Genomic DNA, 26,137 nt, shown 5'->3' with positions numbered 1-26,137 from the left:
TCCACCTGCGGGTCCCGAGGCTTCCTGCGCCTCGGGGCCCGCTCACTCGTCCTGGAGCAGGCCCTCACGCTGGGCGGCGGCCACCAGCCGGCGTACGTTCTCGACGGCGCCACAGCCGTCGTCGACGAGCTGGTTGCGGCGCGCGGCCCACTTCTCGCCGAGATCCCAGCGGACCTTGGTCGAGACCTCGGTGCGCGCCGGCTCGAGGATGCTCAGCTCCTCCTCCGCGACGTGGTGGGCGACGAGGTTGCTCAGCTCCTCGACCGCGTCGGAGAACGCCTGTGTGTCGGTGCCCTTGAGTTCAAGGAGCACGAGCAGAGCGTCGTTGCCCTCGGCGTGCTCCTCCCGGCCGTGCTGGACGTCGTGCGCATCGACGTCGGAGGCCGCCTTGCGCAGCGTCGGGTAGACGATCTCCTCCTCCGCCTCACCGTGCGCGACGAGTACGTCGGCGAAGGCGCGGCGGACGCGGTCGCGATCGGCCGTGCCCAGCCGCAGCTGGGAGAGCAGCTGCTCGAAGCGGCGGTGGTCGTCGGCGATCAGGTCGATGACGTCGCCCGACGTGGGGCGGCCCAGGTCGATTCCGGAGGTCATGGGGCGAGTGGTACCCGCAGCCCCTCCAGGTATCCGTGCACGAGGGAGACCGCCGAAGCGCCCTCGCCGCTGGCGGACGCCACCCGCTTCATCGAGCCCGACCGGATGTCGCCGGCGGCGAAGACGCCCGGCACGCAGGTGCCGAGGTTCTCCGGCGGGAGGCCGGCGACCCAGCACTCGGTCGGGACCTCGCGGCCGGTCAGCACGAAGCCGTGCTCGTCACGCTGTACGTCGGCGGGCAGCCAGTCGCAGTGCGGCGCCGCGCCGATCAGCAGGAACAGCCCACCGGCCGCGACCCGCTCCTCCTGGCGCGTGCGGACGTCGCACAGCTGCAGCCAGCCGAGCTGGCCGCTGTCGTCGGGGCCGCCGTCGATGATCTCCGTGCAAGGACGGACGTCGATCCGCGGGTTCCACGAGATCTCGTCGATGAGGTACGTCGACATGGTGGCGGCCAGGTCCTCACGGCGGATCAGGATCGTGACCGAGCGGGCGAAGCGGGAGAGGTGGACGGCGGCCTGCCCGGCTGAGTTGCCGCCGCCGACGACGTACACGTCGCGGTCCTCCATCTCGCGGGCAGCGGTCATCGCGGCGCCGTAGTGGACGCCGGCGCCGACCAGGTCCTCCAGCGGCGCGACCCCGAGGCGGCGGTAGGCGACGCCGGAGGCGACCAGCACGGATCGGGCGCGGACCTCGCCGCCGTCGGTCACCAGCGTGTGCGGCGCGCCGTCGGCGCCGGGACGCAGCTCGACGACGGGCCAGCCGGTGAAGAAGCGGGCCCCGAACCGGATCGCCTGGGTGCGCGCCCGCTGGCCGAGCCGCTGGCCGGAGATGCCGCGCGGGAAGCCGAGGTAGTTGCGGATCATCGAGCTGGTGCCGGCCTGCCCGCCGATCACCTCCGACTCGATCACCACGGTCGACAGGCCCTCGGACGCGCCGTACACCGCGGCGGCGAGCCCGGCCGGCCCGGCGCCGACGACGGCGAGGTCGACCACCGTGTCGACCTCGATGTCGGAGGGGCGGCCATAGATCATCGCGCCGAGCTCGCGGGTCGACGTCGGCATGAGCACCGGCCGGTCGGCGAAGGCACCGGAGGTCAGATGCACCAGCGGGTACGACGGGGGCCCGTCGAGCCGGGCCAGCGTCTCCTGTCCCTGTGGGCTGTCGGGGGTGTAGGTGCGGTGCGGCAGGCCCTGCCGGTCGAGGAAGTCGCGGATGGTGAGCGCGAGCGGGCTGGCGTCCGGGGTGACGATCCGGACCGAGTCGATCTCCGAGGTCGCGACCGTCGCTCCCCAGTCGCTGAGCAGCTCGGTGATCGCGTAGTGGAACTCCTCGTCCCGCCGGCCCTGCGGGAGCACGAGGAAGGTGTCGAACTTGCCCTTCTGCAGGTAGGGCCGCAGCGACACGCTCTCCTCGCCGAAGCGGCTGATCGGGATCACCACGAGGCGCCGCGCCGTCGGCACCAGGGAGCGCCAGTCGTGCATCGCCATCAGCATCTGCTCATCGGGGAGCCGGGACTCGGTGACGATCATCGCCACCGGCTGACCGGATCGGCGCGCCCCCTTCAGGACCGCGTTGGCCTCGGCGGCGCTGCGGGCCGCGCGCACGTCGTACTCACGCTCGTAGCGGTGGAACTGCTCGGCGAGGACGTCGAGCTCGTCGCCGGAGACCAGAAGGATGACGGGTGGGGCCGTGGGCTCGGCCGATGCGTTCACGTCGCAAGTCTGACAGCGCGGGCCCAGTGGATCGAGCCGCTCGGGGACTCAGTCGCCGCCGGCGACCTGGCGGACGTACTCCTCGACGACCGCGGCGACGGGCAGGCCGGCCTCGATGCTCGTGCCGGCCTCACCCGGCGCCAGCGGCTCGAGGTCCGCGAGCTGGGAGTCGAGGAGGGCGGGCGGCATGAAGTGCCCGGCCCGGCCCGCCAGGCGCCGGGCGATGCTCTCCCGCGTGCCCTGCAGGTGGAGGAACCGGACCCGCGGCGCGTGCGCGCGCAGCACGTCGCGGTAGGCGACCCTGAGTGCGGAGCAGCTGATCACCCCGCCGCTCTCGTCGTGGTCGGCCAGCCACCGGCCGACGAGCTGCAGCCAGGGGAGCCGGTCCGCGTCGTCGAGCGGGGTGCCGGCACTCATCTTGGCGATATTGCCCGGCGGATGGAGGTCGTCGGCGTCGGCGAACGGGACGCCGATGCGCCGGGCGATCGCGGCACCGACCGTCGACTTGCCCGACCCGGAGACCCCCATCACGACGAGGAGGGCGGACCGGTCGCCCGTCGTGCCTGCGCTCGTCATCGGACCTCCCATCCTGGCGCGCCGATCAACCCAGTGTGCCGTCCGAGTAGGCTCGGGGGCGATGGAGAACACGCCGGACTTCGCGAAGCTGATCGAACACCTGCAGGGCGAGGAGTACGCCGTCACCGAGCCGGTGCCGGGCGTCCTCCACGTCAAGGGCCGGTTCTCGAACCCGGAGCGGATCGCGCTGCGTGCCGCTGCCGAGGCCGGCGACGTGGCGCTCGCCGTCTGGGCGACCAGTCACCACGACGACTGGGCACTCGTTGCCTGGGACCGTCCGGAGCTGGTGACCATCACCCAGAAGGGCGCCACGCCGCAGCGCTGGCGGCACCGTCGGCCGCCGGCCACGTTGCGGCCCGACGCGCAGACCTTCCTCGAGGGCGCGTCCTCCCCGTTCGACATCGTCACCCGGCCCAAGCACCAGCCGACCGACGCCGCCCGCGAGATCCTGGCCCGCTTCGGCATCACCGACCCGCCGCCGCCGGGCTGGGTCCCGCCGGTCGTGGAGGCGCCGCCGGTGCCCGACGTCCGCGAGACCAAGGTGCCCGCCGGGACCAAGCCGGCCCGGGCTCCGCGCGCCACCAAGCCGAAGCCGCCGGCCAAGCCCGTCGCCGCGGAGCCGGTGATCCCGATCTGCCCGACCTGCTTCATGGCGGTGCCCGCGACCGGCATCTGCGACAACTGCGGCTGACGATCCGCGATACTCGCCCTGTGACCGAGGCGAGTGAGGCGAGCGCGGCCGGCGACGAGCGCAACGTGCTGGGCGGCGCGCTCCAGCCGTGCGGGACCGATCCGATGACCGGCTTCCTCCGCGACGGCAACTGCTCGTGCGGTCCGCAGGACGCCGGGATCCACGCGGTCTGCGCCGTGATGACCGAGGAGTTCCTGGCCCACCAGCAGGCGGTCGGCAACGACCTCTCGACGCCGCGCCCCGAGTGGCGGTTCCCCGGCCTACACCCGGGCGATCGCTGGTGTGTGGTCGCGGCGCGCTGGCTCCAGGCGTACGGCGACGGGGTGGCGGCGCCCGTCGTGCTGGCGTCGACCAACGAGCGCGCGCTGCGGCTGATCCCGATCGACGTGCTGCGCGAGCACTCCGTCGACGTACCGGACGACCTGAGCGAGTTGGGCTAGGACCAGGCCCCGCTCGCCCCCGACTCGCCGCAGAGGTCGTCGGGCGACGCCACCCGCACCTCGGCGTCGTTGGCCAGATGAACCGGCCAGCGAGCATCGAGGGTCGCGAGCCCGCGCGCCCAGGCGAGGTCGCCGCGCGTCCGGGTCGCGGAGCCCGGCCGCGCGTAGAGGAACGCGCAGGCGAGGTCGTGGTCCACAGCATGACGGACCAGCACCTGCAGGTCCGCGAAGTCGTCGGGCCCCGGATCGAGCGGGACACCGACGACCTCGGCCAGGTGCAGCGGCCGGTCGCCGTCGAGGAACAGCGTCCACAGCTGCGGCTCCGCGAACCCGAGCCGACCCATCAGCGCCCGCCACGTGTGGTGGAGCGCCGCCTGGTCGCGGATCGTCGGCATCTGGCCGGGCGGGAGGAGGGGTGGGATGTCGTCGTCGGTCATGCTCCGAGCCTGCGCCAGATCGGCGGACGACGTCGGCGTCCTCCACAGGCCCTTGCGCCGGGGCCGCCGTCAGAGCGCCGTCAGAGCGCCGCGCGGACCGCGTCGCCATCGACGGTCGCGGCGAGATCGGCGATCGTCGTACCGGCCAACGAGGTCCGCCAGGCCCGCTCCGCCTCCGCCATCACCTGCGCGACGCCGCAGGGCCGTCGGCACTCCTCCGGCGGCGCGGCCAGGTCGCCCTGCTGGCGGATCTCGGTGCAGCGGAAGGCCGGGTCGGGACCGTCGACGGCGCGGACCACGTCGAGGACCGTGATCCCGCCGGGGTCGCGGGTGAGCGCGTACCCGCCGTCCCGACCTTCGCTCGGCTGCACGATGCCCGCCCGGGCGAGCGCCTGCAGGTGCTTGGCCAGATAGGTCTTCGAGACGCCGTGCAGCTCGGCGAGGCGCCCGCCGGGCAGCGGCCGGTCGGCCTGGCTGAGCACCACACAGCAGTGGATCGCCCACTCCACGCCGGCCGACAGCTTCACGCGCCCACCCTAGTGTCGGCCCTCAGTCGCGGGCAGCGAGCCACGCGTCGTACGTCGTCGGGGCCAGCCACACATCCGCGCCCGGCGTCGGCGTCAGGGCCGCGTCGTCGAGGACGGCGCCGAAGTAGCCGGCGGTCGCGTCGGGGGTGACGGTACGACGGTCGCCGGTCGCCGCGAACCACCGGCGGACCAGCTCGTCGATGCCGAGCGGCTCGGGGCCCGCGATCTCGACGGTGCCCTTGACCGGCGGGCCGGTGACGATCTCGGCGAGGCGCCGCACGACGTCGGCGGAGGCGATCGGCTGCAGGTGGGCAGGCGTCGCGCGGACGGTGTCGCCGTCGGTGCCGGCGTCGGCGATGCCGCCGACGAACTCGAAGAACTGCGTCGAGCGGACGATGGTGAACGGCACCGGGCCGCCGAGGACGCCCTCCTCCTGGGCGAGCTTGGCGCGCATGTAGCCGGCGTCGGTGAGCCGGTCGGCGCCGACGATGGAGAGGATCACGTGGTGCCCCACGCCGGCCTCGGCCTCGGCCGTGAGCAGGTGGCGGGTCGAGTCGCGGAAGAACGCGAGCACGTCGTCGTCGGCCCAGGACGGCGAGTTGGTCAGGTCGACCACGACGTCCGCCCCGGCGACCGCTGCCGCGATGCCCTCCCCCGTGGTGGTGTCGATCCCGGCTTCGCGACCGAGCGCGACGACGTCGTGCCCCTCGTCCCGCAACCGGTCCCGCAGCTGGCCACCGATCAACCCGGCGCCGAAGATGACGATCCTCATGACGTGCTCCTAACGTGGATAGTGTTTGCCCGAGTTTACTCGGACATATTCTATCCACGTCAAGGTGGTGGGCCTCAGGATATTTTTCGAAGAATCTCCGGACGGCTGTCGTATCCAGGTCCGGCCGTACGTAGAACGGACGAGAACATCCCCACTCCCCAGGAGAAGTCATGACCCAGTACCTGCTGTCCCTCCCCCACGACTCCGCCGAGGAGCCGACCATGGCGACCATGGATCCGGCCGACCTCGAGGCCGCTATGGCCGCGGCCGGCGCCTTCATCGAGGAGCTCATGCAGTCCGGCTCGTTCGTCTTCGCCGGTGGCCTGATGCCGCCCTCGTCGGCGACGACCGTCGACAACACCGGCGAGGAGCTGCGGACCGTGAGCGGCCCGTTCGTCGAGGCGCCGGAGTACCTCGGCGGGTTCTGGGTGATCGACGTCGCCGACGAGGCCTCCGCGGTCGAGTGGGCCGCGAAGGCCTCGAAGGCGCTGTCCTCGCGGGTGGAGGTGCGGGCGATCCAGGAGCCGCCGGCCGAGGACTGACCTCGACCGGGCGGCTCTCAGCCGACTCCGGCCTGGGCCTCGGCGGTCACCGTGACGCCCTCGGCGAACTCGACGACCTGCTGGTCGCTGAGGCCCAGCGTCTCCCACGCCTGGACGACGACACGGTGCTCGGCGTCGTCGTAGGTCAGGATCTGCGCGCCGTCCTCGGACGTGCGCAGCCAGCCGTCGTGCGCGCCGACCGCGACCGGCGTCCCCTGGGGCTCACCGGTGACCGACGACGACTCGAGCATCACGACCAGCTTGTCCTCGAACACGTCGAGGCCGCTGTGGTCGTCGGCGCGGGCGACGTTGAGGTTGTACGGCGTCGCGCCCTCGAGCACGAAGCCCGCCGGGACCTTGGCGACGACGAAACCGGGCTGCTGCGCACCCGTGTAGGCGACGAGCTCGACACCCGCGTCCGGGCCGGGTGCGGCGATCGCCGGCGCGGGCGCCGGCGAGCGCTCGGCGTTCACGGCGATCGCGACACCCACGCCGGCGACGGCGGCCAGCGTGAGGCCGGCGGTCCCGACCCGCAGGGCGCGGCGCCGGGACGCGCCCCGGCCACGGGCGAGGTCGCGACGGACAGCCTCGTCGGAGGCGGCGGGCTCGGCGCCGCCGAGACGGTGCAGGCGGTCCATGAGGTCGTGGGCGTCGGTCATGACAGATCTCCTTCGTAGGGTGCGGCCGGGATCGGCGCGGCCTGCGGGAGGAGCTCCCGCAGCTTGGCGAGACCGCGAGCCGTCTGGCTCTTGACCGTGCCCGGGCTGCACCCGAGCGCATCGGCGACGTCCTCGACGCTGAGGTCCGTGACGTGGCGCAGCACCACGGCCGCCCGCATCCGCTCCGGCAGCGCCCGCAGCGCGCCGAGGAGCTCGGCGTCGACCGCCTCCTCGGCGAACGCTGCCGTCGTCAGCCGCGCCGGCCGGTCCGGGAGGTCGGCGGTCACCGTCTCCCGAGCCACCGACGGGCGCCGACGATGGTCGATGAACGCGTTGACGAGCGCCCGCCGCGCGTAGGCGTCGATGCCGCCGCGACGGGTCGCCCGTCCCCAGGCGAGGTACAGCCGCACCAGCACGCCCTGGACCAGGTCCTCGGCAAGATGGTGGTCACCGGCGGTCAGCACCACGGCCGTGCCGAGCAGGTGGGAGCGGCGGCGGCGTACGAAATCCTCGAACTCGGCGTCGCGGGCCTTCGGTCTCATGCTCCCTACACGTGCGGCGGATGCCCTGGGGTTGCATCCACCGTAGGCCGGTTCAGCCGTAGTGGCAGACGTACCCCAGGGTCTCGACGACCTCGATGTCGAAGGACGAGTCGCCGGGCACGCTGAAGGACTCGCCCGCGGCGTACTCCTGCCAGTCCTCGGCACCGGCCAGCCGGATCCGGCACCTCCCGGCGTTCAGCTCCATCACCTCGGGCGCGGCGGTGCCGAAGGTCAGGCTGGCCGGGAAGATCACGCCGGCGGACTTCCGGGTGCCGTCGGCGAGGAAGAACGTGTGGCTCACGCAGGCGCCGTCGAAGTAGACGTTGGCCTGGGGGTCGAGGGTGACGTTCTCGTAGGTCTCAGTGCTCACGTGCCGGAAGCGTAGTGGGGGGCTCCGGGGCTCGAGGGCTGCGGCGGTACGCCGAGACCGTCGGATCGCCGTCCAGCCAGAACCGCCACGGCACGTCGGCCGCCTTGGACACCCCGACCCGGGGACCGCTGGCTATCCGCGGCCGGGTGCGGCGCTCGGGGCCGAGGCGGACGCCGGTGAACTGCCCGTCGGCACCCTCGTCGTGGTCGGCCAACAGGTCGGTGCCGAGGTCGTCGAGCGTGATCCCCAGCGCCTGGGCGAGGTTGCCCGGGCCCCGGGCCAGCCGCATGTCCCGCTCCGGCGGGGTCTCGCCGCGCCGGAACCTGGCCAGCTCGTGCCCGTCGACGACCTCGCCGGCCCGCAGCAGCACGGCCGCGCCGATCTCCGTCGGCCCGGTCACGACGTTGGCACAGAAGTGGATGCCGTAGGAGCGGTACACGTAGAGCCGGTACGCCGGGCCGTACATGATCTCCGAGCGCGGCGTGCGCGTGTAGGCGTGCGACGCCGGGTCCTCGCACCCGGCGTACGCCTCTACCTCGGTGATGCGCACCGTCACGCCGTGGCCGGTGATGGTGCGGCCCAGCAGCGCCCGCGCCCGTCGTACGACGTCAGGCTGGTTGCGCGCGGTCACCCGGCGACGATAGCCGTCTGTGGATGACGGCCGCGGGCGGCGGCGCGATCGCGCATCGTGGGCGCATGACGCCGTCTCGGGAGCAGCGCCGCCGGACGTCATACGGAGTGGTCGCTCCAGCGACCGTTCCGCATGACGTTGTCACCGCCGCGGCCGCTGCCGTTGCCTCCGACCAGGGCGGAGTGCTCTCGCGACGCCAGCTGTACGCCCTCGGCGCCTCACGTGGGCAGGTGCGCGCGCAGCTGCGGGCGAGCCGTTGGCAGCGTCTCGGCGCGCAGACCATCGCCGTCCACACCGGCGAGGTGTCGCAGGTCGGGCACCTGTGGGCGGCGGTCCTCGAGGGCGGACCCCGAGCTCAGCTGGACGGTGCCGCCGCCCTCATCGCTTCCGGGTTGACCCGCTACACGATCGACCGGATCCGGGTGACCGTGCCGCGCGGCGCACGGGTACGCCGTCACCGGCTCTACGACATCCGACAGTCCCGCCGTTGGTCGGCGGCGGACGCGGCGGCGTCCGGGATCCCCCGCACCCGCACCGATGTCGCCGCCGTGCGCGCCGCGCTGTGGGCGCGGACCGACCGCGCCGCGACGTACGTGCTCACCCGAGTCGTGCAGGACGGCCTGGCTCGCCCCGAGGACCTCGGACGCCAGCTCCTGCGGGTCCGGCGCGACCGCCGCAGGGTCCTGCTGCACACGGTCGTGAACGACCTGCTCGACGGCGGGCGCTCACTCGGCGAGATCGACTTCGCGCGCGAGGCACGACGGCGCGGCCTGCCCGTGCCCGCGCAGCAGGTGCTGCGTCGGGACCGGCGCGGGCGCTACTACCTCGACCTGTACTGGCCCGATCTCGGCGTCGTCGTCGAGGTCGACGGCATCCACCACGCCTGGGCCGAGAACATCGTCGGCGATGCCCTGCGCCAGAACGCCCTGGCCCTCGCGGGCGACGTGGTGCTGCGTCTGCCGCTCCTCGGACTCCGGCTCCAGCCCGACGACTTCTTCGCACAGATCGGTGAGGCGCTCGAGGCGGCGGCACGACGGGCGGCGTGACGGGCGGCGTGACGGGCGGCGTGAGCGCTGGTCTGCGACGATCGGCCCGTGGAGATCGAGGTCGTGGGCGCCGTCATCGTGCGCGACGGCCTCGTGCTGTGCGCCCGGCGCGGGCCCGGCGGCGAGACCGGCGATCTGTGGGAGTTCCCCGGCGGCAAGATCGAGCCCGGCGAGACCGCGCGTCAGGCACTCGAACGCGAGATCCGCGAAGAGCTGCACTGCGAGATCGCCGTCGGCGACGAGCTCACCACCACGAGGCACGCCTACGGCTTCGGGATCGTCACGCTGACGACCTTCCGCTGCGACCTGGTCAGCGGCACGCCGGTGCTGACCGAACACGCCGCGGTCACCTGGCGCCCCTCGTCCACGCTCCTGGAGCTCACGTGGGCGCCCGCCGACGTACCGGCGGTCGAGCTGCTGGTGGCCCGCGGGACCGAGGCCCGGCAGGTGTGACCACGCGGCCCGGCGCAGGGCCGAGCGCATGTTCGAGCAACCCGCGTGTCGCCCAGGCGAATCGAACCGTTCCACACCCCTGGTCCCGCCTATCGCACTACCGTGCCGGCCAGGAGGGACCCGATGGCTGCTGGAGATTCTGCACGGGACGAGGCCGATCGACTACGCGAGTATGCACGAGCCATCGAGCAGCGTGCGAGCAACTTCTTGATCGCCGCCGAGTCCGAGAAGACGCTCTCGAAGTACCTCAAGGAGCTCGTCCAGTTCGGCTGGCGGATCCTCGAGGACCGCCGGCATTCCCAGCGTCGAGCTGACCGACTACGACGGCACGACACAGGACAAAGTGAAGGTCGGCACCTTCAAGCGAGCCAAGGGCCTGGACTTCAAGTGCGTACTCATGCCCGGCCTGCGCCACCACCCTCCGCCTCAGCGGAGGAACGAGACCGATTCGGCGTACGCCGAACGGCTCGAGCGCTTCCGCCGCGAGCTCTTCGTCGGGATGACCCGGGCCCGCGACCGCCTGTGGCTGGGCTACCTGCCCAGATGACGGCGTGCTGTCGCCACCACCGACGTGGCGTCAGATGCCGATCACGCGGACGTCATGCCCTTCTGTCAGCAGCCGCAGGTCGTCCGCATCCGTCGTCAGAACGACCGACGGCGCTCGAGCGATCGCGACGGCTGCGACGATCGCGTCGACCGTCAGATCACGCTTCTTCCGGCGGGCGCTCCCGGCCCGCTCACGAAGTCGGCCGGCTTGCGCAGCGAGGTCCAGAGTGATCGGCTCTGGAATCAGCCGCTTCATTACTCGATAGACGCCGGCGTCCGACTGCCCGCCGGTGATGACCTCGGCCGCCACGACAGCCGGCAGAATCACTCGCTGACGATTGCCACGAGCCGCCGCGAGGCGCTCACCCACGTCACGATCGTTCCGACCAGCGCGGGCCAAGCCTTCCGAGTCGAGGATGACGACCCGGAGCGTTGGGCCGCTCACCGCATCTCTTCGGCGTAGCGAGCGACGACCTCAGGGTCGAACGGCCCGCTGACCGCCTCCATCTCATCGACAAGAACCGCCAGATCATCGAGCTCGAGCTGACGCCTGAGGGCGTCGGCGACGTACGCCGAGACCTTGCCACGCGGTGCATGCCTGCGCACGGCTTCCAGGACGTCCGACGGAATGGTCCAGGACGCCTTCTCGAAGCTGGGCTCAGCCGACATACCGTCGATCCTACCAGCAACCCGATCGGACTCGTCGGGCCGGGCGCGATCGCCGCGGTCGTGCACGGCCCCCTGGTTGTCACCGATGCGTCGTTCCGCCGCACGTGACTCACCCGTCTCCTACAAGTCACAAGCGCCGCCGACGCACATCAACCAAGATGACGACGTGAGTCGCTTCCCCTGCCCGTGCTGCGGTCACCTCACCCTCGACGAGGGTCCTGGCGACTACGAGCTCTGCCCGGTCTGCTTCTGGGAGGACGATGGCGGCCAGCTTCGCTACCCGATGAGCCCGGACGGCGCCAACGGCATCAGCCTGATGGGTGCGCAGCGGGCCTACGCCAGGCTCGGAGCGATGCACCACAGCTTCGGGCGGAAGGTCCGACGAGCACGGGTCGATGAGCCACTCGATGAGGGGTGGCGGCCGTTCGACCCGGAGCGGGACTGGACGGAGCCGGTCCTTGACGGGGACCAGTGGCCGGCGAACTCCGAGGCGCTCTACTACTGGCGGGCGACGTACTGGAACGGCGACCAGCACAGGCTTTCGCGGCCGGCTGCCGGCGCGACCAGCGAGGACCGCCTCATCGAGCACCTGCGCCAGGTCCCCGAGTTCGACGCGGCTATCGCGGAGTCGGAGCGTCGGTGGGGCGTCGCGAGCGCCTTCGATGTCTGCGAGCACGCTTCGCGTCTCGCCGCGGAGGCGTACCGGGCAGGCGACGAGGAGGTCGGCCTGGCGATCGTGACGGCGCTCCTGCCTGCGATCGAGGAGGGCTCGCCGACGTACGCGCCGAACTGCGTGACGATCGCGTTCCTCGAGAACGAGGCCTGGCACGAGTCGTGGGTCCAGGAGTGCGTCGACCGCTGGCCGCCGCGGATCCGGGACGACCTTCGGAAGCAACAGGCCCATCGGCGCGATCACGTGGCCGCGCAGACGTGGGGTCATGAAGAGTGGACGGACCTGTTCCGGTCCGGACGCGGCCAGCCCGTCGAGGTCGTTCTCGACCGCCTCCGCGCGCTCGCGCCGCACGAGTACGACGACCGTCGATCGGAGCTGGGGTGCGCGGTCCTGGCGCGCTACATCAGCGACCCGAGGTGGCTCTACCTCCACCCGCTCAACGCGATCGGGCTCGCGTGGCGGTACCGCGCGGTCGAGCACCCCCTGCGCACCCTCGGCCAGCTACGGCGCCCTCGCCTGAGCGGTTGACCCGGGCGCCACCAAAGCCGACGGCCCGGCTCCTCCGAAGAGGAAACCGGGCCGTCGGTCAGGCTGGGATCAGCTGCAGCCGGAGGTGCTGCCGCAGCCCTCGCACACGTAGCAGGAGCCGGCGGGGCGCATCTTGGTGCCGCAGGTCATGCACAGCGGGCTGTCGACGGCGTGGCCGGTGATCTGCTCGAGGAGCTCGGCGGTGGTCTTGGCGACCTTGACCTCGGGGGCACCGGCCAGGGGGTCGGCGTCCTCGGTGATCTCGGCCTCGACCGCCTCGGTCTCGATACGGTCGCCGGCGCTCGCGACCCGACCACCGGTGGTCTCCATCAGCTCGGAGGCGTTGCCGGTCTCCTCGATGGGCTCGTAGGAGCCGGTCTCGAGGTGGCGCTGGCGCTCGTCGGCGGAGTAGATGCCGAGCGCGGAGCGCTCCTCGAAGGACAGGTAGTCCAGCGCCAGGCGGCGGAAGACGTAGTCCATGATCGACTGGCTCATCCGCACGTCGGGGTCGTCGGTGAGGCCGGCGGGCTCGAAGCGCAGGTTGGTGAACTTCGAGACGTAGGTCTCCAGCGGGACGCCGTACTGCAGGCCGATCGAGACCGCGATCGAGAAGGCGTCCATCACGCCGGCCAGGGTCGAGCCCTGCTTGCCGAGCTTGAGGAAGATCTCGCCGAGCGAGCCGTCGTCATGCGCACCCGAGGTCATGTAGCCCTCGGCGCCGGCCACCGTGAAGGAGGTGGTGCGGGCCTGGCGGGACTTCGGGAGGCGCTTGCGGGTCGGCGCGTAGACGACCTTCTCGACGACCTTCTCGACGACCTTGGCACCCGCGGCGGCGTCCGCCGCGTCGGCGGCGTCCTTCTTGGCCTTGCCGCCACCATCGGCCAGCGGCTGGCCGACCTTGCAGTTGTCGCGGTAGATCGCGGTGGCCTTGAGGCCGAGCTTCCACGACTCGAGGTAGATCTGCTCGATCTCCTCGACCGTGGCCGACTCCGGCAGGTTGACCGTCTTGGAGATGGCACCCGACAGGAACGGCTGGCAGGCGGCCATCATCAGGACGTGGCCCATGGGCTTGAGCGAGCGCTCGCCCATCGCGGTGTCGAAGATCTCGTAGTGCTCCGGCTTGAGTCCGGGTGCGTCGACGACGTGACCGTGCTCGCCGATGTAGGCGACGATCGCCTCGATCTTCTCCTCGTCGTAGCCGAGCTTCTTCAGCGCGCGCGGGATGGTCTGGTTGACGATCTGCAGCGAGCCGCCGCCGACGAGCTTCTTGAACTTCACCAGCGAGAAGTCGGGCTCGATGCCGGTGGTGTCGCAGTCCATCATGAAGCCGATGGTGCCGGTCGGCGCGAGCACCGAGGCCTGCGCGTTGCGGAAGCCGTTGGTCTTGCCGAGCTCGACGACCCGGGCCCACTCCTCGCTGGCGAGCTTGTGGACCTCGGCGTCGGCGATGTGCAGGGTGCGCACGTCGTCGTTGGCCGCCTGGTGCTTGCGCATGACCCGGTTGTGGGCCTCGGCGTTGCGGGCGTAGCCGTTGTAGGGGCCCACGATCGCGGCGAGCTCGGCCGAGCGGCGGTACGACGTGCCGGTCATCAGCGAGGTGACGGTGGCCGCCATCGCGCGACCGCCCTCGGAGTCGTAGCCGAGGCCCATCGCCATCAGCAGCGCGCCGAGGTTGGCGTACCCGATGCCGAGCTGGCGGTAGTTGCGGGTGGTCTCGCCGATCGGCTCGGTCGGGAAGTCGGCGAAGCAGATCGAGATGTCCATCGCGGTGATGATCAGCTCGACGGCCTTGGCGAACAGCGGGGCATCGAAGGTGTCGTCGTCGCGCAGGAACTTCAGCAGGTTGAGCGAGGCCAGGTTGCACGAGGAGTTGTCGAGCGACATGTACTCCGAGCACGGGTTGGACGCGGTGATCCGGCCGGTCTCGGGGTTGGTGTGCCAGTCGTTGATCGTGTCGTCGTACTGCAGGCCCGGGTCGGCGCAGGCCCAGGCGGCCTCGCTGATCTTGCGGAACAGGGTGCGGGCGTCGACGGTCTCGATGACCTCGCCGGTCATCCGGGCGCGCAGGCCGAACTCGGTGCCGTTCTCGACCGCACGCATGAACTCGTCGTTGACGCGGACCGAGTTGTTGGCGTTCTGGTACTGGACCGAGGTGATGTCCTTGCCGCCGAGGTCCATGTCGTAGCCGGCGTCGCGCAGGGCGCGGATCTTGTCCTCCTCGCGCCACTTCGTCTCGACGAACTCCTCGATGTCGGGGTGGTCGACGTCGAGGACGACCATCTTGGCCGCACGACGCGTCGCGCCGCCCGACTTGATGGTGCCGGCCGAGGCGTCGGCGCCGCGCATGAAGGAGACCGGGCCGGACGCCGTGCCGCCGCTGCTGAGGAGCTCCTTGGAGGAGCGGATCCGGGAGAGGTTCAGGCCGGCGCCGGAGCCGCCCTTGAAGATGAAGCCCTCCTCCTTGTACCAGTTGAGGATCGAGTCCATCGAGTCGTCGACCGAGAGGATGAAGCACGCCGAGACCTGCTGGGGAGCGGTCGTGCCGACGTTGAACCAGACCGGGGAGTTGAAGGAGAAGTACTGGTTGGCCAGCAGCCAGGTCAGCTCGTGCTCGAAGACCTCCGCGTCCGCCGCGCTCGCGAAGTAGCCGTGCTCCCTGCCCGCCTTGACGTACGTCGACACGACCCGGTCGATGAGCTGCTTGAGACCGCGCTCCCGCTCGGGCGTGCCGACCGCGCCGCGGAAGTACTTGGTGGTGACGATCGTGGAGGCGTTGAGCGACCAGAACGTGGGGAACTCGACACCGAGCTGCTCGAAGACGGTCTCGCCGGTCTTCCAGTTGGTCTGGACGACGTCGCGCCGCTCCCAGGTGATCTCGTCGTACGGGTGCACACCCTCGGTGCTGAAGACGCGCTGGATCTTCAGCCCGTCCTGGGGGTAGCTGGCCGTATCACTGGTCGTCTCGTTGCGGGCCGTCTCGGTCATGGCTCTCCTGGTCTCCTCTGTGCGGCGGTTCGGCGGGGCGTCGGCGATGCGGCAGGAGCGGCGGGGCTCCTGCGGAAAACGGTCTCTGCGAATGGGGAGAAGGTGGTGGCCCGGCAGGCAGCTTCCCCACTACCTGCCGGGCGTCTGTGGTCAGCCCGTCGGGGCTGTTGTCTCAAGACTCGCCGACGGGCGCGCCTCCACCACCGGGGTGGAGGTGAGCTGGCGCTCGGCCCGCATCAGGGAGATCTCGTTCTCGAAGTCGGCGGCGGAGTCGAAGCCGCGGTAGACGGAGGCGAAGCGGAGGTAGGCGACCTCGTCGAGTCGGCGCAGCGGGGAGAGGATCGCCAGGCCCACCTCGTGGGCGGCGATCTCCGGGCTGCCGGCCAGCCGGAGCTGGTGCTCGACCTCCTGGCCCAGCCGGGCCAGGTCGTCCTCGTCCACCGGGCGACCCTTGCAGGCCTTGCGGACGCCGGCGACGGCCTTCTCGCGGGTGAACGGCTCCGTGGCGCCGGAGCGCTTGAGCACGGTCAACTGCATGGCCTCGACGGTCGTGAACCGCTTCTCACAGCTCGGCGACTGGCAGACCCGGCGGCGCCGGATCGAGCAGCCGTCATCAGCGACCCGGGAGTCGAGGACCTTGGTGTCGTTGTGCTTGCAGTACGGACAGTGCATGGCTCCTCCTCCCGAGCGTACGAGCTGTGGACAAGTCCTGGCCTGGAGCCTGTGCTTGTGGAAAACCAGGCAGGATCTGTGTGTTTCCACGCTTGTCCTGTGAGTGACGAGGGGCCGCTCTGTGGACTAGATGTGGAGAACTACATCGTTGTAACTACTAGATGTAGTGGTAACCGTACGCCCCGACCACCACCGATGCAAGCGGGCCCCCGGAGGAGTTCCGGAGCGACCGGTCCGACGACGCGTTTGCGCAGGTCATGGCACACAAACGCCCTCCGAGAACAGGTCCGCCAGGGCGTGTCGCGACCGCCGCGGCGCCCCCGATGGGCGGGTTGCCCGGGCAATCCAGCCACCCATCGGCAACAATGACCGCCGTGACAGGTGGCAAGCGAGCTGGCGATCGAGCGAAGGCACGATTCCGCCCCGCCCTGCTCCTGCTCGCCGTCGGCATCACACTCTCGCTCGTGGCCTGGGGCTACCTCGTCATCGCGGCCATCGACTTCGGCGCCACCGCGCGCCACGACGACAAGTCCAGCGCCTGGGCGCTCCTGGCCGTCGCGGCCCTCGGCGCCATGTTCTGCCTGTTCCTCACCTTCATGCTGGCCATCCGGCTGTCGCGCACCCTCGGCATGAGCTCGCACCACCACGAACCGCGACCCAAACGCGAGCCCGGGACCCCCAAGGGCGGCAAGCGCGCGGCGCGCTGACGCTCGCACTCCGACGTACGTCCCAGCACGCGCGAAGGGCGGGATCCGGTTCGGTCGGATCCCGCCCCTCGTCTTCCCCGAGGCCAGTACTGGCCTCATCTCCACTGGGGTCGAGGCAGCGGAGAAAACTGACGGGCGTCTCGAGACGCCCACGCCCGGCGACCGGGCCACCCGACGACCTACGGCGTCGGGACCCGCAGCTCCTGGCCGACGTAGACGACGCTGCCGTCGAGGGTGTTGAGCTGCTGGATGGTGCGCATCATGTCGCGCACGTCGTCGCCGGACCTCGTCGCCGCGTCGCTGGCGATGTCCCACAGGGTGTCGCCCGGGGCCACGGTCACCAGGTCGAGCTGCGGCGCGCCGGCGTCGTCACGGGTCGCGGCCGAGCCGGCGGCGAGCCAGACGGCGGCCAGCGCGGCGACGGCGAGCGCGAGCAGGAACACCACCAGCCGGCCACGCCGGGTCAGCCGGACCTGGCTGCGGGGGCGGGACGGGCTCGTCGTACGACGAGTGGGGGCGACGCGCGGGGCGAGGGTGATCGTGCTCATGGTGACCTCCGGGGGAAGTGGACGTGGGCCCTGTGATGACAAGTGCTGTCTACGCAGGGGGTCCGACGGAAGGTGTTCGATCAGGCATTCGATCGAACATGTGTACGAGACTAGATCAGGTGTTCGAAGAAATCCAGCACCCGTTCGAAAGTTCGTTCGACCGGCGTGTCGCGACGGAGCACGACACGCGGTTCGAACAAATGTTTGAAAAGCGCACGCGGGTTCGGTTAGCGTCGAGCCACGGGTCCGGTCGTTCCGGACCGCATCACCCGATGCCGATCTGGAGGGCACCCCATGGCTGAGCGCAAAGGCACCGACCGCAAGGGCACCGGGCAGGCGAGCAGCGTCTCGGAGCTGCCGGACGGGCCTGCCGACGCGACCGGCCTGACGCCGCGCCAGCAGCGCGTCCTGGCCCACATCAAGGACAGCATCGAGAAGCGCGGCTACCCGCCGAGCATGCGGGAGATCGGCCAGGCCGTCGGTCTCACCAGCACGTCCAGCGTCGCCCACCAGCTGCGCACCCTCGAGGAGAAGGGCTACCTCAAGCGCGACCCCAACCGGCCGCGGGCCCTGGAGGTCTTCCTTCCCGAGGTCATGGCGGCGCGCCGGGCGATGAGCAGCGCCGAGGAGACGACGTACGACGAGACCGGGATCGGCGACGCCGCGCCGGTGCCCGCCAACGTGCCGGTCGTCGGCCGGATCGCGGCCGGCGGCCCGATCCTCGCCGAGGAGCGGATCGAGGACGTCTTCCCGCTGCCCCGCCAGCTCGTCGGCGACGGCCAGCTCTTCCTGCTCGAGGTCAGCGGGGAGTCGATGATCGACGCGGCGATCTGCAACGGCGACTACGTCGTGATCCGGCAGCAGCCGACCGCCGAGAACGGCGAGATCGTCGCCGCGATGATCGACGGCGAGGCCACCGTCAAGACCTTCCAGCGCAAGGACGGCCAGGTCTGGCTGCTCCCCCACAACCCGGCCTTCGACCCGATCGACGGCACCAACGCGACCATCCTCGGCAAGGTGACGGCGGTTCTCCGGCGGGTGTGAGGTTTGCCTGACCGACCGGTGACATAGGGTCAGGGCGTCCTGTTGCCGCACCTAAGGCCGGTCCCGATGCCTCGTCGCAGCCACTTCCCCTTCTCCGGGCTGCCCCTCCGCACCCTGCTGGGCGCACTGCTCGCCGCCCTCCTGACGGTGCCGCTCCTGGGCGGCGCCGCCCAGGCCGATCCCACCGCCCCGACCGACCCGGCCGCCGCCGTACCGGTGGCCGCGGTCGACTCCGGCGACCCCGTCGCCCAGGAGCTGGCCGAGCAGGCGCTGGTGAAGGTCCAGGAGCTGCTCGAGCCGGCCGCCACCGGTACGCCGGCCGACCCGGCTCCGGCCACGACGGCCGAGGGCGCCGACCTCACCATGGCGCTGCGCGACCTCGCCGTCACCCGCGACGACCTGCCGAAGAGCCTGCAGGACGACGCGGCACGACTGCTCGCGCGACCGAACACCGCCCACCGCCCGCCGCCCGGCACCGGTGGCATCGAGTGCACCCCCGGGTCGGGGCTCCCCTGCTACACCACGGGCGAGGCCGCCCCGGTGTGCGGTGGCGGCATCTGCGTGCACTCCGTCGCCACCACCGCGGACGCAGCGACCCCGGCCTACGTCAACGCCGTGCTCTCGGTGATGAACAACGTGGCCAGCCGCTACGCCGCCGCGGGCTACCGCCCGCCGGTCGGCGACGGCGCGAACGGCGGCGTGGGCACCAACCTGTTCGACGTCTACCTCGCCGACCTCGGCTCCCGCGGCCTCTACGGCTACTGCACGACCGACCAGCGGGTCGCCGGTCACGTGACCGCGCCGGCGTACTGCGTCCTCGACAACAACTACGCCGAGTACGGCGCGGCGCCCGGTCCGCTCGCGAACCTCCAGGTGACCGCCGCCCACGAGTACTTCCACGCCGTCCAGTTCGCCTACGACGTCAACGAGGAGACCTGGCTGCTCGAGGCCACGGCCACCTGGGCCGAGGACGAGATCTACGACGACATCAACGACAACCGCCAGTACCTCAAGGGTGGTCCGCTCGGCCAGCCGGCGCAGTCGATGGACTACCAGCGCGGCCTGGCGCCGTACGGCGCGTGGATCTTCTTCAAGTACCTCAGCGAGCGCTTCCCGGCCGTCAACGGTCCGGGTGGCATGCCCGTCGTCGTCCACGACATCTGGGAGCTGGCCACCGGTGCCCCGAACGCCCGCCAGGCGATCAACGCCGCGCTGGTCGCGCGCGGCACCGACCTGCGCACCCAGTTCGGCTGGTTCGCGGCGGCCAACCGGCAGCCGGCCCTGAACTACTCCGAGGGTGCCGGCTACATGCGGGCCCGGCTGTGGCGGGGCGTGAAGCTGACGAACTCGCGTCGCTCGTTCTCCGACCGCACCTCGCTCAACCACCTCGCCTCGCGGACCATCCGCTTCAAGTCGAAGGTCTCCGGCAAGGCGCGCGTGCGGGTCCACGTCGACGTCCCGAAGCGCAAGAAGGGCGGGTACGTCGTGGTGACCGTCAAGAAGAAGGGCAAGGCGCCCGTCGCCAAGATGGTCAAGATCAACCGCAAGGGCGACAAGACCAAGTCCTTCCCCTTCGGCAAGAAGGTGCAGTGGGTCGAGGTCACCCTGGCCAACGCCGGCAAGAAGGACGCCAAGGCGTCGGTCAGCGCCCGCGTGGTGCGCTGACCCGGCACAGACTGACGCTCAAATCGCGCCGACCCGGCGCAGATTGAACTTCCAGAGTTCAATCTGCGCCGGGTCGGCGTCGTTCGGGACTCAATCTGCGCCGGGTCGGCGTCGTTCGGGACCTACTTTGCGCCGGGTCGGCCACTCAGCCGGCCGAGGGCCTGACGCACCACCGCGGGATCGGTCGTCGTCCACATGGGCGGCAGGCTGGCCTTGAGGAACGAGCCGTAGCGGGCGGTCATCAGCCGGGGGTCGAGCACGGCGACCACGCCCCGGTCGTCCGTGGTGCGGATCAGGCGGCCGCTGCCCTGCGCGAGCAGCAGCGCCGCGTGGGTGGCGGCGACCTGCATGAAGCCGTTGCCGCCGGCCTGGTCGGCCGCCTTCTGGCGCGCGCTCATCAGCGGGTCGTCGGGCCGCGGGAACGGGATCCGGTCGATGATCACCAGCTGGCAGGTGTCGCCGGGGACGTCGAGGCCCTGCCACAGGCCCAGCGTGCCGAACAGGCAGGTGTGCGGGTCCTCCACGAACTGGCGCGCCAGCTCGGGCAGCTGGGCCTCGCCCTGCGCGAGCGTGGTCAGGTGGGGCAGTGCCTTGCGGACGTGCTCGGCCGCGGCCTCGGCGGCCCGGCGGCTGGAGAACAGGCCCAGGGTGCGGCCGTCGGCCCGGTCGACCAGCTCGGTGATCTCGTCGAGCTGGGCCGGCCCGAGACCGTCGCGCCCGGGCGGCGGCAGGTGGCGGGCGACGTACAGGATCCCCTGCTTCGCGTAGTCGAACGGGCTGCCGACGTCGAGACCCCGCCAGGGCTGCGCGTCGTCGGGTACGTCGCCACGCGGGCCGGAGCCGGGGCCGTCGGTCCTCTCCGACGGCTTCAGGCCGACCGAGCCGGCGACGGTCCCGAAGTCGCCCCCGAGCATCAGGGTCGCCGAGGTGAGCACGACGGTGTTGTCGGCGAGCAGCTTGTCGCGCATCTGGCCCCAGACCTGGAGCGGCGCGATGCACAGCATCGGCGGGATCCGGTCGGTGCCCTCGGTGCGCCAGAGCACGTCGGCCTCGGAGTTGGCGGCCATCCGCTCGGCTGTCGTGAACACCTCCTGGACCATGCCCTTGGCCTGGGTCATCGCGGCGTCGGGCTCACTGCCGGCCTCGGTCTTGGGGAAGGCCCCGACGCAGGCGCGGGCGGCGTCGCGGACCAGGATCAGCGCGTCGGCGAGCGCCTCGGGGACCTGCTCGAAGCGACCGGAGGGAGCGTCGGTGATCGCGGCCCGCAATGCGTCGGCAGCGTCGGCGAGGTCCTCGGCCTCGTCGCCCTCGACGTGGCGGATGCTGCGGCGGGCGGCCCGCTCGACCTCCGCCGCCCACAGCTCGTCGGTGGCGGCCTGGGTGACCCGGGCGGCGAGCTCGTGGGCCTCGTCGATCACCACGGCGTCGTAGTCGGGGATCATCGGGATGCCCTCGATCGCGTCGATCGCGAGCAGCGAGTGGTTGGTGACGATCAGGTGCGACTTCTGGGCCTTCTCCTTCGCGCGCTCGGCGAAGCACTCCTCGCCGAACGGGCACTTGCTCGCGCCGACGCACTCGCGGGCGGTGACACTGATCTGGCGCCACTCCTTGTCGGTGTGCCGCGGGGCGTCGTCGCGCTCCCCCGTGCCGCGACGCTCCTCCGCCGCCTTCTCGGCCCAGGTGCGCAGCTCGAGCACCTTGCGGCCCATCGCGCCCATGGCGTCCTCGGCCTGGATCAGCTCGCCCTGGTCGTCGGGGGCACCCTCGCGGACCCGGTGCAGGCAGGCGTAGTTGGAGCGCCCCTTGAGCACGGCGTACGACGCGTCGACGCCGGGGACCGTGCCGACGGCCTTGACCAGCCGGGGCAGGTCGCGCTCGACCAGCTGGTGCTGGAGGGCGAGGGTCGCGGTGGCGATGACGACCCGCCGGTCGTGGAGCAGGGCGGGGACCAGGTAGCCGAGCGACTTGCCGGTGCCGGTGCCGGCCTGGACGAGGAGGTGCTCCTTGTCGGCGAAGGCCTCGGCGACCGCCTCGGCCATCGCCACCTGGCCGTCGCGGCGCTGGCCGCCGAGAGCCGCCACCGCCGTCGCGAGGAGGTCGCGGACCGGGGACGTCCGGTCGTCAGCGGTGGTGGTCACCGCAGAACCCTAGAGGGTCGAGCCGACGTCCTTGCGCGCCCCTCCACAGCAGTGCCGGCGAGCTACTGCGCGAGCCGGACCGCGCCCTCCTCGACCACCCGGTCGATGGCCGTCGGCGAGAGCACGTGGCCGATCGCGAGGGCGGCCGCACCGATCACGCCGGCGCGCTCGCCGGCGCGGGAGGTCGTGATGTGCAGGTGCTCGGTGGCCAGCGGCAGCGAGCGCTGGTAGACGACCTCCCGGATGCCGGCCAACAGGCCCTCCCCGGCCGCGGCGAGGGCGCCGCCGATCACGATCACCGAGGGGTTGACCAGGTTGACCAGCGCGGCGACCACCTCGCCGAGGTCGCGCCCGCCCTGGCGCACGGCCTGGACCGCCGTCCGATCACCACCGCGCACGAGCGCCACGACGTCGTGGTCCTCGGCCACCGCAACGCCCGCGGCCCGCATCGTCCGGGCCAGGGCCGGGATCGCCGCGATGGCCTCGAGGCAGCCCTGGTTGCCGCACCGGCAGGTGACGTCCGCGCCGCGGGCGACGTGGACGTGCCCGAGGTCGCCCGCGGTGCCCTGCGCACCGCGCTGGAGGGTCCCGCCGGAGATGATGCCGGCGCCGATGCCCGTCCCGACCTTGACGAAGACCAGGTCCGCGACCTCGCGCAGGTGGGAGTGCTGCTCCCCGAGCGCCATGATGTTGACGTCGTTGTCGACCAGGACCGGAACGTCGAGCACGCGCTGGAGGTGGCCGGGCACGTCGTACCTGTCCCAGCCCGGCATGATCGGCGGGTTGATCGCGCGGCCGGTGGAGTGCTCGACCGGCCCCGGCAGCCCGACCCCGATGGCGGCCAGCTCGCTCACGTCGCGCCGTTGCTCGGCGAGGAGCGCGGTCGCGGTCTCCTGCACCCAGCCCAGGACCCGCTCGGGTCCGTCGGCGATGTCGATCGGCTCGCCGCGCTCGGCCAGCACCCGGCCGTCGAGGTCGGCGACGGCGGCCCGGGCGTGGCTGGCGCCGAGGTCGACGCCGACGACCACCCGGGCGCCGGGGTTGAAGGCGAGCAGCGACGGCGGCCGGCCACCGGTGGACACCCCGCCGACGGGTACGACGAGCCCGAGCCGCATCAGCACGTCGAGGCGCGCGGAGATGGTCGAGCGGGCCAGGCCGGTGGTCGCGGCGAGCTCGGCCCGGGTGCGCGGCCGGCCGTCCCGGAGGAGGTCGAACACGTCGCTGGGCCGCACCTGCCGCAGTCAACCACGCCGACCTTTGGCACGTCCAGCAAGCAACTTCTGTCGGACACTCGACAGAAGTACGTGACGCATGCCACAGTGGCGCGGTGCCACCGAACGTGCAGATCCCCCGCGACGCACCGCGTCCCGTCGGTGCCCCTGTCGGTGCCCCCGCCGGTGCCACCGCGGGCTCAGGGCCGGACGCGTCGGTCGTGCTGCGCGCCCGCGGCGTCACGAAGGCCTTCGTCGGCCACACCGTGCTCGCCGACGTCGACCTCGACCTGCGCGCCGGGCAGGTCCACGGCCTGGTCGGCGAGAACGGCGCCGGCAAGTCGACGCTGATGAAGATCCTCGCCGGCGTCCACACCGCCGACGCCGGCACCGTCGAGCTGGACGGACGCCCCGTCACGTTCCACCACCCGCTCCAGGCCCAGCAGGCCGGCATCTCCACGGTGTTCCAGGAGTTCAACCTCCTCCCCGAGCGGACCGTGGCCGAGAACGTCTGGCTCGGGCGCGAGCCGCGTCGGCGCGGCCTGGTCGACGTCGAGCGGATGAACCGCGACACCGCGGCGCTGCTCGACGACCTCGGGGTGACCGGGCTGCGCCCCCAGCAGCGCGTGCGCACCCTCTCCGTGGCCGAGCAGCAGGTCGTCGAGATCGCCAAGGCGGTCAGCTTCGACGCCCGGATCATCGCCATGGACGAGCCGACCGCGGCGCTGGCCGACCACGAGGTCGGGCTGCTCTACGCCATCATCCGCGGGCTCACCGCGCGGGGCGTGGCCATCCTCTACGTCTCCCACCGGCTCAAGGAGATCTTCGACCTCTGCGACACCATCACCGTCCTCAAGGACGGCCAGCAGGTGACCACCCGGCCCGCCGGCGAGCTCGACGACGCGGAGCTCGTGCGCCTGATGGTCGGCCGCGAGATGTCCGCGTTCTTCCCCGCGCCCGCGGCCGGCACGGCGCCGGGCGAGGTGCTGCTGGAACTGCGCTCCGCCGGCAACGGGTACGTCGACGGGGTCGACCTCACCCTGCGCGCCGGCGAGATCGTGGGCATCGCCGGGCTCCAGGGATCGGGCCGCACCGAGCTCCTCGAGGGGATCTTCGGGGTCCACCCCTTCACCCGCGGCGAGCTGGCGGTCGCCGGCCGGACGGTGCGGGTGCGCTCGCCGCGCGCCGCCGTCCGCGCGGGTCTCGCCCTGGTCACCGAGGACCGCAAGGCCACCGGGCTGGCGCTGGACCTGTCCATCCTGGACAACGCCCTCGGCGCGGTGCGTGCGGCCTTCCCGGGCCGGACCGGCGCCGCGCGCCGGGAGATCCCAGGCCTGCTCTCCAACCTCGAGGTGGCGGCACGGGCGCTGGACCAGGAGGTCCAGTTCCTCTCCGGCGGCAACCAGCAGAAGGTCGTCCTGGCCCGCTGGCTGGCGACCCGACCCCGGGTGGTGCTCATGGACGAGCCGACCCGTGGCATCGACGTGGGCGCCAAGCACGCGATCTACGAGCTCATGCGCGTCCTCGCCGCGGAAGGGGTGGCCGTCTTGATGGTGTCCAGCGAGCTGCCGGAGGTGATCGGTATGGCGGACCGCATCCTCGTCATGCGCGACGGCGTCGTCGCGGGCGAGCTGCCCCCCGGGTCCACCGAGGAGACGGTGCTGTCGGTCGCGACCGGCACGAGCTCGTCGCGGACCGCCGAGCCGGAGGCGGAGCGATGAGCGGCACCGCACGACCCGGGCTCGCCGGCCGCACCGGCACCCTCACCTCGACCGGCATCGTGCTCGCCGTCCTGGCCGGCGCCGTCGTGGTCGGCACCATCTTGACCGGCATCGAGGGACGCAACTTCTTCAGCACCGGCAACCTGCGCGACATCCTCACCGCAACCAGCGTGCTGGGCTTCATCGCCATCGGCCAGACCCTCGTCGTCCTCGGCGGCAGCCTCGACCTCTCGGTGCCCTTCGTCGCGAGCCTCACCGGTGTCGTCGCCGGCGGCGTGATGGCGGGAGAGTCGGGACGGGTGGTCCCCGGCGTACTGGTCGGCATCGCTCTCGCTGCGCTGATCGGGCTCGTGAACGGCCTGGTGGTCAGCATCCTCAAGGTGCACGGCTTCATCGCCACCCTCGGCATGGGCCTGGTCATCAGCGGCTACATCGCCAGCACCTACCAGGGCAACCACGGCTCCGCGCCCCGGTCCTTCCGGACGATCGGCATCTCCTTCCTCGGACCGGTCCCGGTCTCCACGCTGATCATGCTCGGCTGTGCCCTGCTCGCCATCGTGCTGCTGCGCCGCACCCGTCTGGGCCATCACCTCTACGCCGTGGGCGGCAACCCGGAGGTCGCCCGGCTCTCGGGCGTTCGGACCGCCGTACCCGTCATCGCCGCGCACGTCCTGTGCTCCGTCCTCGCCGGCTTCGCGGGCCTGCTGTTGCTCGCCCGGCTCTCGGTCGGCAACCCGACGATCGGGAGCCAGGGCCAGTACGACCTGATGTCGATCGCGGCCGTGGTCCTGGGCGGCACCGTGCTCGCCGGCGGCAAGGGCAATGTCACCGGCACCCTCGCCGGCGTCGCGATCTTCGCCGTCATGGACAACGTGATGGCCGTGATGGAGACCGACCCGTTCCTGCGCAACGTGGTCCGCGGCGTCGTGATCGTGGCTGCCGTCGCGGTCTACTCCCGGCGCTCGATCGGGCGCCGACCGGCCCGCTTCGAACGACCCGGCGTCCTCGACGCGGCACTCCAGGAGGCGAAGTGAGCGCGCC

General features: G+C 71.7%; 29 protein-coding genes. 12 read left to right on the top strand and 17 right to left on the bottom strand.

Translation table 11 applies throughout. The features are described 5' to 3' along the window. Window positions 1-42: 42 nt before the first annotated feature. Genes KVF89_RS28530 through KVF89_RS28520 form a run of 3 tightly spaced genes read right to left on the bottom strand, consistent with a single transcriptional unit; the run spans window position 43 to window position 2,879 of the window. A complete protein-coding gene (locus KVF89_RS28530) occupies window positions 43-591 on the bottom strand; it encodes a hemerythrin domain-containing protein (RefSeq protein WP_257430521.1) in 549 nt (182 codons plus the stop codon). Then, window positions 588-2,303 (bottom strand): NAD(P)/FAD-dependent oxidoreductase, encoded by a 1,716-nt coding sequence (locus KVF89_RS28525; protein ID WP_257430520.1) that lies wholly within the window; start codon window positions 2,301-2,303, stop codon window positions 588-590. Before KVF89_RS28525 ends, KVF89_RS28530 begins: the two co-directional genes overlap by 4 nt. A 48-nt stretch (window positions 2,304-2,351) precedes the next feature. After that, window positions 2,352-2,879, bottom strand: a complete 528-nt coding sequence (locus KVF89_RS28520; protein WP_257430519.1) for a gluconokinase — start codon at window positions 2,877-2,879, stop codon at window positions 2,352-2,354. Window positions 2,880-2,940: 61 nt separating this feature from the next. On the opposite strand from KVF89_RS28520, the gene KVF89_RS28515 reads away from it, so the two are divergent. Continuing rightward, window positions 2,941-3,570 (top strand): hypothetical protein, encoded by a 630-nt coding sequence (locus tag KVF89_RS28515; protein WP_257430518.1) that lies wholly within the window; start codon window positions 2,941-2,943, stop codon window positions 3,568-3,570. Window positions 3,571-3,590: 20 nt separating this feature from the next. Next, a complete protein-coding gene (locus tag KVF89_RS28510) occupies window positions 3,591-4,010 on the top strand; it encodes a DUF2237 family protein (protein WP_257430517.1) in 420 nt (139 codons plus the stop codon). Here KVF89_RS28510 and KVF89_RS28505 read toward each other — a convergent pair. The 3 genes from KVF89_RS28505 to KVF89_RS28495 form a co-directional block, all read right to left on the bottom strand. Further along, window positions 4,007-4,447 carry a hypothetical protein gene (locus KVF89_RS28505; RefSeq protein WP_257430516.1) on the bottom strand — a complete coding sequence of 147 codons (441 nt, stop codon included), beginning with the start codon at window positions 4,445-4,447 and terminating at the stop codon, window positions 4,007-4,009. The genes KVF89_RS28510 and KVF89_RS28505 overlap by 4 nt on opposite strands. A gap of 80 nt (window positions 4,448-4,527) precedes the next feature. Then, window positions 4,528-4,974: an RrF2 family transcriptional regulator gene (locus tag KVF89_RS28500; RefSeq protein WP_257430515.1), complete on the bottom strand. Its 447-nt coding sequence runs from the start codon at window positions 4,972-4,974 to the stop codon at window positions 4,528-4,530. A 22-nt stretch (window positions 4,975-4,996) separates the two neighbouring features. After that, window positions 4,997-5,746 carry an SDR family oxidoreductase gene (locus tag KVF89_RS28495; protein ID WP_257430514.1) on the bottom strand — a complete coding sequence of 250 codons (750 nt, stop codon included), beginning with the start codon at window positions 5,744-5,746 and terminating at the stop codon, window positions 4,997-4,999. A gap of 170 nt (window positions 5,747-5,916) precedes the next feature. Here KVF89_RS28495 and KVF89_RS28490 point away from each other — a divergent pair, with 170 nt between their 5' ends. Continuing rightward, window positions 5,917-6,288: a YciI family protein gene (locus KVF89_RS28490; protein WP_257430513.1), complete on the top strand. Its 372-nt coding sequence runs from the start codon at window positions 5,917-5,919 to the stop codon at window positions 6,286-6,288. Between the two features lie 17 nt (window positions 6,289-6,305). Here the strand turns inward: KVF89_RS28490 and KVF89_RS28485 are convergent, their stop codons facing one another. From KVF89_RS28485 to KVF89_RS28470, 4 genes are read right to left on the bottom strand one after another with little or no spacing between them, the layout of a single operon-like run. After that, the gene (locus tag KVF89_RS28485; RefSeq protein WP_257430512.1) at window positions 6,306-6,947 is read right to left on the bottom strand and encodes a hypothetical protein; all 642 of its coding nucleotides are present in this window, start codon (window positions 6,945-6,947) and stop codon (window positions 6,306-6,308) included. Then, window positions 6,944-7,489 (bottom strand): SigE family RNA polymerase sigma factor, encoded by a 546-nt coding sequence (locus KVF89_RS28480; RefSeq protein ID WP_257430511.1) that lies wholly within the window; start codon window positions 7,487-7,489, stop codon window positions 6,944-6,946. Before KVF89_RS28480 ends, KVF89_RS28485 begins: the two co-directional genes overlap by 4 nt. Window positions 7,490-7,541: 52 nt before the next feature. Further along, window positions 7,542-7,859: a pyrimidine/purine nucleoside phosphorylase gene (gene ppnP, locus KVF89_RS28475; protein ID WP_257430510.1), complete on the bottom strand. Its 318-nt coding sequence runs from the start codon at window positions 7,857-7,859 to the stop codon at window positions 7,542-7,544. After that, window positions 7,849-8,490, bottom strand: a complete 642-nt coding sequence (locus KVF89_RS28470) for a DNA-3-methyladenine glycosylase (protein WP_257430509.1) — start codon at window positions 8,488-8,490, stop codon at window positions 7,849-7,851. Before KVF89_RS28470 ends, ppnP begins: the two co-directional genes overlap by 11 nt. Window positions 8,491-8,555: 65 nt before the next feature. Between KVF89_RS28470 and KVF89_RS28465 the strand changes: the two genes are divergently transcribed. The 3 genes from KVF89_RS28465 to KVF89_RS28455 all read left to right on the top strand — a co-directional run bounded on the left by KVF89_RS28465 (window position 8,556) and on the right by KVF89_RS28455 (window position 10,536). Continuing rightward, the gene (locus KVF89_RS28465) at window positions 8,556-9,536 is read left to right on the top strand and encodes a DUF559 domain-containing protein (RefSeq protein ID WP_257430508.1); all 981 of its coding nucleotides are present in this window, start codon (window positions 8,556-8,558) and stop codon (window positions 9,534-9,536) included. Window positions 9,537-9,584: 48 nt separating this feature from the next. After that, entirely contained in the window at window positions 9,585-9,989 is a 405-nt protein-coding gene (locus KVF89_RS28460; RefSeq protein ID WP_257430507.1) for a (deoxy)nucleoside triphosphate pyrophosphohydrolase, read from the top strand. A 295-nt stretch (window positions 9,990-10,284) separates the two neighbouring features. Then, the gene (locus tag KVF89_RS28455; protein WP_308212748.1) at window positions 10,285-10,536 is read left to right on the top strand and encodes a 3'-5' exonuclease; all 252 of its coding nucleotides are present in this window, start codon (window positions 10,285-10,287) and stop codon (window positions 10,534-10,536) included. Between the two features lie 30 nt (window positions 10,537-10,566). On the opposite strand, the gene KVF89_RS28450 is transcribed toward KVF89_RS28455, so the two are convergent. Both KVF89_RS28450 and KVF89_RS28445 read right to left on the bottom strand, forming a co-directional pair. Next, on the bottom strand, window positions 10,567-10,905 hold the full coding sequence (locus tag KVF89_RS28450) for a PIN domain-containing protein (RefSeq protein ID WP_257430506.1): 339 nt from the start codon (window positions 10,903-10,905) through the stop codon (window positions 10,567-10,569). A 71-nt stretch (window positions 10,906-10,976) separates the two neighbouring features. Continuing rightward, window positions 10,977-11,204, bottom strand: coding sequence for a hypothetical protein (locus tag KVF89_RS28445; RefSeq protein ID WP_257430505.1), 228 nt, complete (start codon window positions 11,202-11,204; stop codon window positions 10,977-10,979). A 166-nt stretch (window positions 11,205-11,370) separates the two neighbouring features. Here KVF89_RS28445 and KVF89_RS28440 point away from each other — a divergent pair, with 166 nt between their 5' ends. Next, entirely contained in the window at window positions 11,371-12,405 is a 1,035-nt protein-coding gene (locus KVF89_RS28440) for a CPCC family cysteine-rich protein (protein WP_257430504.1), read from the top strand. Between the two features lie 69 nt (window positions 12,406-12,474). Here KVF89_RS28440 and KVF89_RS28435 read toward each other — a convergent pair whose 3' ends face one another. Then, entirely contained in the window at window positions 12,475-15,390 is a 2,916-nt protein-coding gene (locus KVF89_RS28435) for a vitamin B12-dependent ribonucleotide reductase (protein WP_257430503.1), read from the bottom strand. Between the two features lie 150 nt (window positions 15,391-15,540). After that, entirely contained in the window at window positions 15,541-16,062 is a 522-nt protein-coding gene (nrdR, locus tag KVF89_RS28430; protein WP_257430502.1) for a transcriptional regulator NrdR, read from the bottom strand. Between the two features lie 374 nt (window positions 16,063-16,436). Between nrdR and KVF89_RS28425 the strand changes: the two genes are divergently transcribed. Continuing rightward, window positions 16,437-16,769 carry a hypothetical protein gene (locus KVF89_RS28425; protein ID WP_257430501.1) on the top strand — a complete coding sequence of 111 codons (333 nt, stop codon included), beginning with the start codon at window positions 16,437-16,439 and terminating at the stop codon, window positions 16,767-16,769. Between the two features lie 179 nt (window positions 16,770-16,948). Here the strand turns inward: KVF89_RS28425 and KVF89_RS28420 are convergent, their stop codons facing one another. After that, entirely contained in the window at window positions 16,949-17,317 is a 369-nt protein-coding gene (locus KVF89_RS28420) for a LysM peptidoglycan-binding domain-containing protein (protein WP_257430500.1), read from the bottom strand. A gap of 294 nt (window positions 17,318-17,611) precedes the next feature. Here KVF89_RS28420 and lexA point away from each other — a divergent pair, with 294 nt between their 5' ends. Together lexA and KVF89_RS28410 are read left to right on the top strand one after the other, a co-directional pair. Then, window positions 17,612-18,361 carry a transcriptional repressor LexA gene (gene lexA, locus KVF89_RS28415; RefSeq protein ID WP_257430499.1) on the top strand — a complete coding sequence of 250 codons (750 nt, stop codon included), beginning with the start codon at window positions 17,612-17,614 and terminating at the stop codon, window positions 18,359-18,361. Window positions 18,362-18,427: 66 nt separating this feature from the next. Further along, complete coding sequence (locus tag KVF89_RS28410; protein ID WP_257430498.1) at window positions 18,428-20,026, top strand: MXAN_6640 family putative metalloprotease; 1,599 nt, start codon at window positions 18,428-18,430, stop codon at window positions 20,024-20,026. A gap of 122 nt (window positions 20,027-20,148) precedes the next feature. Here KVF89_RS28410 and KVF89_RS28405 read toward each other — a convergent pair whose 3' ends face one another. Further along, on the bottom strand, window positions 20,149-22,164 hold the full coding sequence (locus tag KVF89_RS28405; protein ID WP_257430497.1) for an ATP-dependent DNA helicase: 2,016 nt from the start codon (window positions 22,162-22,164) through the stop codon (window positions 20,149-20,151). Between the two features lie 62 nt (window positions 22,165-22,226). Beyond that, a complete protein-coding gene (locus KVF89_RS28400) occupies window positions 22,227-23,396 on the bottom strand; it encodes an ROK family transcriptional regulator (RefSeq protein WP_257430496.1) in 1,170 nt (389 codons plus the stop codon). A 95-nt stretch (window positions 23,397-23,491) separates the two neighbouring features. Between KVF89_RS28400 and KVF89_RS28395 the strand changes: the two genes are divergently transcribed. Then, entirely contained in the window at window positions 23,492-25,096 is a 1,605-nt protein-coding gene (locus KVF89_RS28395) for a sugar ABC transporter ATP-binding protein (RefSeq protein WP_257430495.1), read from the top strand. Continuing rightward, window positions 25,093-26,130 (top strand): ABC transporter permease, encoded by a 1,038-nt coding sequence (locus KVF89_RS28390; RefSeq protein WP_257430494.1) that lies wholly within the window; start codon window positions 25,093-25,095, stop codon window positions 26,128-26,130. Before KVF89_RS28395 ends, KVF89_RS28390 begins: the two co-directional genes overlap by 4 nt. Window positions 26,131-26,137 lie beyond the last annotated feature (7 nt).

Source organism: Nocardioides carbamazepini (assembly GCF_024614185.1).
GTDB classification, from domain to species: Bacteria; Actinomycetota; Actinomycetes; order Propionibacteriales; family Nocardioidaceae; genus Nocardioides; species Nocardioides carbamazepini.
Note: the sequence above shows the minus strand (reverse complement) of the source record. Positions and strands in the feature narration are given on the sequence as shown.

Excerpts from the sequence above, each read along its gene's own strand:
- KVF89_RS28530 (WP_257430521.1), bottom strand. The coding sequence starts at position 591 with ATGACCTCCGGAATCGACCTGGGCCGCCCCACGTCGGGCGACGTCATC.
- KVF89_RS28520 (WP_257430519.1), bottom strand. The coding sequence starts at position 2,879 with ATGACGAGCGCAGGCACGACGGGCGACCGGTCCGCCCTCCTCGTCGTG.
- KVF89_RS28515 (WP_257430518.1), top strand. The coding sequence starts at position 2,941 with ATGGAGAACACGCCGGACTTCGCGAAGCTGATCGAACACCTGCAGGGC.
- KVF89_RS28505 (WP_257430516.1), bottom strand. The coding sequence starts at position 4,447 with ATGACCGACGACGACATCCCACCCCTCCTCCCGCCCGGCCAGATGCCG.
- KVF89_RS28495 (WP_257430514.1), bottom strand. The coding sequence starts at position 5,746 with ATGAGGATCGTCATCTTCGGCGCCGGGTTGATCGGTGGCCAGCTGCGG.
- KVF89_RS28490 (WP_257430513.1), top strand. The coding sequence starts at position 5,917 with ATGACCCAGTACCTGCTGTCCCTCCCCCACGACTCCGCCGAGGAGCCG.
- KVF89_RS28485 (WP_257430512.1), bottom strand. The coding sequence starts at position 6,947 with ATGACCGACGCCCACGACCTCATGGACCGCCTGCACCGTCTCGGCGGC.
- KVF89_RS28480 (WP_257430511.1), bottom strand. The coding sequence starts at position 7,489 with ATGAGACCGAAGGCCCGCGACGCCGAGTTCGAGGATTTCGTACGCCGC.
- KVF89_RS28465 (WP_257430508.1), top strand. The coding sequence starts at position 8,556 with ATGACGCCGTCTCGGGAGCAGCGCCGCCGGACGTCATACGGAGTGGTC.
- KVF89_RS28445 (WP_257430505.1), bottom strand. The coding sequence starts at position 11,204 with ATGTCGGCTGAGCCCAGCTTCGAGAAGGCGTCCTGGACCATTCCGTCG.
- KVF89_RS28435 (WP_257430503.1), bottom strand. The coding sequence starts at position 15,390 with ATGACCGAGACGGCCCGCAACGAGACGACCAGTGATACGGCCAGCTAC.
- nrdR (WP_257430502.1), bottom strand. The coding sequence starts at position 16,062 with ATGCACTGTCCGTACTGCAAGCACAACGACACCAAGGTCCTCGACTCC.
- KVF89_RS28420 (WP_257430500.1), bottom strand. The coding sequence starts at position 17,317 with ATGAGCACGATCACCCTCGCCCCGCGCGTCGCCCCCACTCGTCGTACG.
- lexA (WP_257430499.1), top strand. The coding sequence starts at position 17,612 with ATGGCTGAGCGCAAAGGCACCGACCGCAAGGGCACCGGGCAGGCGAGC.
- KVF89_RS28410 (WP_257430498.1), top strand. The coding sequence starts at position 18,428 with ATGCCTCGTCGCAGCCACTTCCCCTTCTCCGGGCTGCCCCTCCGCACC.
- KVF89_RS28390 (WP_257430494.1), top strand. The coding sequence starts at position 25,093 with ATGAGCGGCACCGCACGACCCGGGCTCGCCGGCCGCACCGGCACCCTC.